The 4,530-nt window shown below is 68.3% G+C and carries 4 protein-coding genes; 1 reads left to right on the plus strand and 3 read right to left on the minus strand.

Annotated features, from left to right (window positions below):
- The coding region (gene sucC, locus ACFPMG_RS31885) for an ADP-forming succinate--CoA ligase subunit beta (protein ID WP_376999778.1) at window positions 1-1,134 on the minus strand (1,134 nt) is incomplete at its 3' end.
- A gap of 250 nt (window positions 1,135-1,384) precedes the next feature.
- Complete coding sequence (mdh, locus tag ACFPMG_RS31890) at window positions 1,385-2,353, minus strand: malate dehydrogenase (protein WP_035675841.1); 969 nt, start codon at window positions 2,351-2,353, stop codon at window positions 1,385-1,387.
- Between the two features lie 272 nt (window positions 2,354-2,625).
- Here mdh and ACFPMG_RS31895 point away from each other — a divergent pair, with 272 nt between their 5' ends.
- The gene (locus ACFPMG_RS31895; protein ID WP_376999780.1) at window positions 2,626-3,123 is read left to right on the plus strand and encodes a hypothetical protein; all 498 of its coding nucleotides are present in this window, start codon (window positions 2,626-2,628) and stop codon (window positions 3,121-3,123) included.
- Window positions 3,124-3,168: 45 nt separating this feature from the next.
- Here ACFPMG_RS31895 and ACFPMG_RS31900 read toward each other — a convergent pair whose 3' ends face one another.
- Complete coding sequence (locus tag ACFPMG_RS31900) at window positions 3,169-4,398, minus strand: DUF2336 domain-containing protein (RefSeq protein ID WP_376999782.1); 1,230 nt, start codon at window positions 4,396-4,398, stop codon at window positions 3,169-3,171.
- Between the last annotated feature and the right edge of the window lie 132 nt (window positions 4,399-4,530).

Raw genomic sequence — 4,530 nt, forward strand, 5'->3', positions numbered from 1 at the left:
GAGGATCGGCAATCCGGACTCGGCAAGGATCTTCTTGCCCAGCTCGACGTTCGTGCCTTCCAGACGGACGACCAGTGGAACGTGCAGGTGCACCTCGCGGGCGGCCGCGACCACGCCTTCGGCGATGACGTCGCAGCGCATGATGCCGCCGAAGATGTTGACCAGGATGCCTTCGACGTTCGGGTCGGAGAGGATCAGCTTGAAGGCCGCGGTGACGCGCTCCTTGGTGGCGCCGCCGCCGACATCAAGGAAGTTGGCCGGCTCGCCGCCGTACAGCTTGATGATGTCCATGGTCGCCATCGCCAGGCCGGCGCCGTTGACCATGCAGCCGATGTTTCCGTCCAGCTTGACGTAGTTGAGGCTGTGCTTGGCCGCCTCGATCTCGGCCGGATCTTCCTCGGCCTCGTCGCGCAGCTCCTCGACGTCCTTGTGGCGGAACAGGGCGTTGTCGTCGAAGCTCATCTTGGCGTCGAGCGCCAGGATCTCGCCCGAGCCGGTGACGATCAGCGGGTTGATCTCGACGATCGCGCAGTCCAGGTCAACGAAGGCCTGATAGGCGGCGACGATGAACTTGGCGGCGGCGGAGACCTGCTTGCCCTCGAGGCCCAGCGCGAAGGCGACCTTGCGGGTGTGGTAGCCCTGGATGCCGGTGGCCGGGTCGATGGCGACCTTGACGATCTTCTCCGGCGTGTTGTGGGCGACCTCCTCGATCTCCATGCCGCCCTCGGTGGACGCCATGATGGTGACGCGGCCGGTGGCGCGGTCGGTCAGCATGCCGAGATACAGCTCGCGCTTGATGTCGGCGCCTTCCTCGACGTAGAGGCGCTTGACCTCGCGGCCGTCCGGACCGGTCTGCTTGGTGACCAGCACGTGGTTCAGCATCTCGCCGGCGTTCTTGCCGACCTCCTCGATGGACTTGACGACGCGGACGCCGCCCTTGCCCTCGGGGTTGTCCTTGAAGCGGCCGGCGCCGCGGCCGCCCGCGTGGATCTGGGACTTCACGACCCACACCGGGCCGCCCAGCTCGCGGGCGACGGTCTCGGCTTCCTGCGGGGTGTAGGCGACGCCGCCGCGGGGCACCGCGACGCCGTACTTCTTCAGCAGGCCTTTGGCCTGATACTCATGGATGTTCATCGGGCGTCCATCTGTTTTTATGGTCGGCTGACAGAGTGTGGTCGGCTGACGATGGGCGAAGATCGGGCAGGCGTTTCCTGCTGGCGGACGCACCAGGGCGCAAGTCTTCGTGAGAACGAGTCCTTCAGGAAGCCTTACGCCGGCTGGCGCGAACGTCCGCGGTCACTGTACCACCCGGCGCGGACGGTTCAACCGTCCGCGCCGGGGCGACAGGGCCGCAGGCCGTCGCGCAGGCAAAAAACAGGCCGCCTTAGGAGGCGGCCTTCTCAGCCTGCTGCTTCTTGACCACCTCGACGAGCTGCTTCACAGCGTCGACCGAGTGATCGAACATCTTCTTCTCTTCCTCGGAGAGATCGATCTCGATGATCTTCTCGACGCCACCGGCGCCGATGATCGTCGGGACGCCGACGTAGAGGTCGTTCTGGCCGTACTGGCCGGTCAGGTAGGCGGCGACCGGAACGACGCGCTTCTGGTCCTTCAGGTAGGACTCGGCCATCTGGATGGCGGACGCGGCCGGGGCGTAGAAGGCCGAGCCGGTCTTCAGGAGCTTGACGATCTCCGCACCGCCGTCGCGGGTGCGCTGCACGATGGCGTCCAGCTTCTCCTGCGTGGTCCAGCCCATCTTGACCAGATCCGGCAGCGGGATGCCGGCGACGGTCGAGTAGCGGACGAGCGGGACCATGGTGTCGCCGTGGCCGCCCAGCACGAAGGCGGTGACGTCCTCGACCGACACCTTGAACTCGTCGGCCAGGAAGTAGCGGAAGCGGGCCGAGTCGAGCACGCCGGCCATGCCGACGACGCGCTCCGGCGGGAGGCCGGAGGCCTGCTGGAGCACCCACACCATCACGTCCAGCGGGTTCGTGATGACGATGACGAAGGCGTTCGGGGCGTACTTCTTGATGTTCTCGCCGACGGTCTGGCAGACGCCGGTGTTGATGCCGATCAGGTCGTCGCGGCTCATGCCCGGCTTGCGCGGCACGCCGGCGGTGACGATCACCACGTCGGCGCCTTCGATGACCGAATAGTCGTTGCCGCCGCTGAGCTTGGCGTTGAAGCCTTCGACCGGCGAGGTCTCAGCCAGGTCGAGGGCCTTGCCCTCCGGCATGCCTTCGGCGATGTCGAACAGGACGACGTCGCCGAGTTCCTTCTGGGCAGCGAGCAGAGCCAGCGTGCCGCCAATCTGGCCGGCGCCGACGAGCGCAATCTTCTTGCGAGCCATGGAGCGTTTCCCTAAGCGTGAGCGTCCCCCATTCAGCGGAGGACAGAACCGATTGAGTTTAGCGTCCTAGGGATCCAGCGCCCTGAGATTTCGAGGGCGGTTCCTAGCGCGATTCCGTCCCGAGGGCAAGCGTGACCGCAAGCACGGGGCACGGAACTGTGCAATCGATTACGGCGAATGGCCGGAACGGCAAACAGGAATTTGGCGTTGCGGGTGCGGCGCACTATTCTTTGGATAGGTTTTCATGGCCGTTCGGCATGGGGGGAAGAACCATGATTCGCTTTGCACCGGCATTTTGCCTGACCGTGACGCTGGCCTTGGGAAGTGGTGGCGCGGCCTTGGGACAAACCGTCGCAGACTATGAGGCCGCTCTGGCCAAGGCCCCGTTGAATACGGCGGCGGCCGGCACTCCGACGGCCACTGCGGCGCCCACTGTGGCGGATGTCCCGTCGGCCACCGACGTGCTCTATTGCCGGCCCGTGTCGAACTATGTGTACACCTCCGTTCCGCCGGGGGAGCGCAGCGGCATCGTGGTGCCTCTCGTGGCCTTCGACGGGCCTGCCGACCCGGCGACCCTGCGCAAGCGCGATCTGTGCGAGACGGTGCGCCGGATGGCGGTGATCCAGTTCGATTCCGGATCGGGCGAGGAGATCGTCACCCCGCCGCAGCTGATCGACACCGATCCGTCGCGCCCGATGTACCAGAGCGACCCGGCGCTGGCTCCCGACACGCGGCGTGCGCCGGCCCGCCGGCCTCTGGAAATCCAATAATCGGCGATCCCGCAACGGGACATTCGGAAGCGGCGCTCTACGGCGTCAGGAGCGGACGCCGTAGAGCGTGAGGTGGCGGGCCATGTCCGCCGCGGGCAGCGGGTAGTCGGTGCCCTGGCGGGCGTTCAGCACGGCGCGCGGCGGGATGCCGGCGGCGCGGATCTGCACCCTCATGGCGCAGCGCATCGAATAGCCCGCCCGCCAGACCAGGGCGGTGACCGCGCGCGGGTCGCCGGAGCGCAGGATGTCGTCCACGACTCCCGGATGGATGGCGGCGCGCAGGGCCAGGGCGGCGCGGACGAAGTCCGTTTCCTCCCAGGACAGGGCGTCGCCCAGCGCCGTTTCGTCCAGGGCGCCCTGGCGGTGCAGGCGGACGGCGCGGCGGCCCGGCGATTCGGCCGGATCGCGCCCTTCGACCCAGGAGACGCGGCGCCGTGTGACGGTGGCGACCTCCGCGGCGGTGGCCGCGTCCAGATCGGTGCGGCGGCGCAACAGGTCGGCAACCGAGTCGTCGACGAACTCCGCCAGCCGCAAGGCCAGCCGCTGCGGCAGCGTGGGGCGGTTGGCCAACTTGGCTTGCCAGTCCGGATGGCCGCCCGACCGCTCCACCAGATCCTCCAGCCGGTCGTCCGGGATCACCGCGCCGTTGTTGTCCAGCAGGACGCCCGTGGCCTCCGCGTCGCCCGTGTCGACGATGGCGCAGGAGAGCGGCGCGCTGACCGTTTGCCGCCGCGCAATGGCCGACAGCGCCCAGCCCGCGGGATGGGCGGCGACGATTTCCAGCAGGTCTTCGTCGGTCAGGGTGGCGCAGCAATGCAGGATCGGCTCCGCCACGGAGCGCTCCACGTCGCGGGCCAGCGTGCGCGCCACGGCGGGCGGGGCGCAGGCGACGTCCTTCAGTGCGCCGGCCAGCGCCGTCCGCACATGGGCCGCGTGATCGCGGGCAAGCCGCTCCAGCGTGCGCAGAGCGACGGCGGTGGCCTTGTCCTGGCGGTCCGGGGGCAGGTCGGGCAGCAGCCGGCACAGCTTGCGCGCCAGAAGCGCGCGCACCCCGGCATCCCCCATCCCGGCCCGTCGTGATTCGACCAGCGCCGTGCCGACGCGGCGGCGGGCCGGTTCCGGCGCAGGAGGAGCGGGGGGAGAATCGTCGAACAGATAGCCGAGCAGTTCCGGGTCCACCCCCTCGTCCATAGGGGGGTCCGTTCGTGGCGTCGAGCGGGCCGCGCCGGGACGGTCGTCCCCGTGATCGGCGTGAAAGGTCTGACGTGGCTGCATCCGGATATCCAACGACGGACGGGTTAACGGGCTGCTAACAGGACGCGGAAAAAGGTCTGTTGCCTGCCGGCCTGTCGTGATTCTCTACGGTCGTGGAGAATGCAGCCAGCGAGGGGGCGATGCGGGGCTCGG

Origin of the sequence: Azospirillum himalayense (assembly GCF_042657465.1) — a bacterium.
Lineage (GTDB): Bacteria > Pseudomonadota > Alphaproteobacteria > Azospirillales > Azospirillaceae > Azospirillum > Azospirillum himalayense.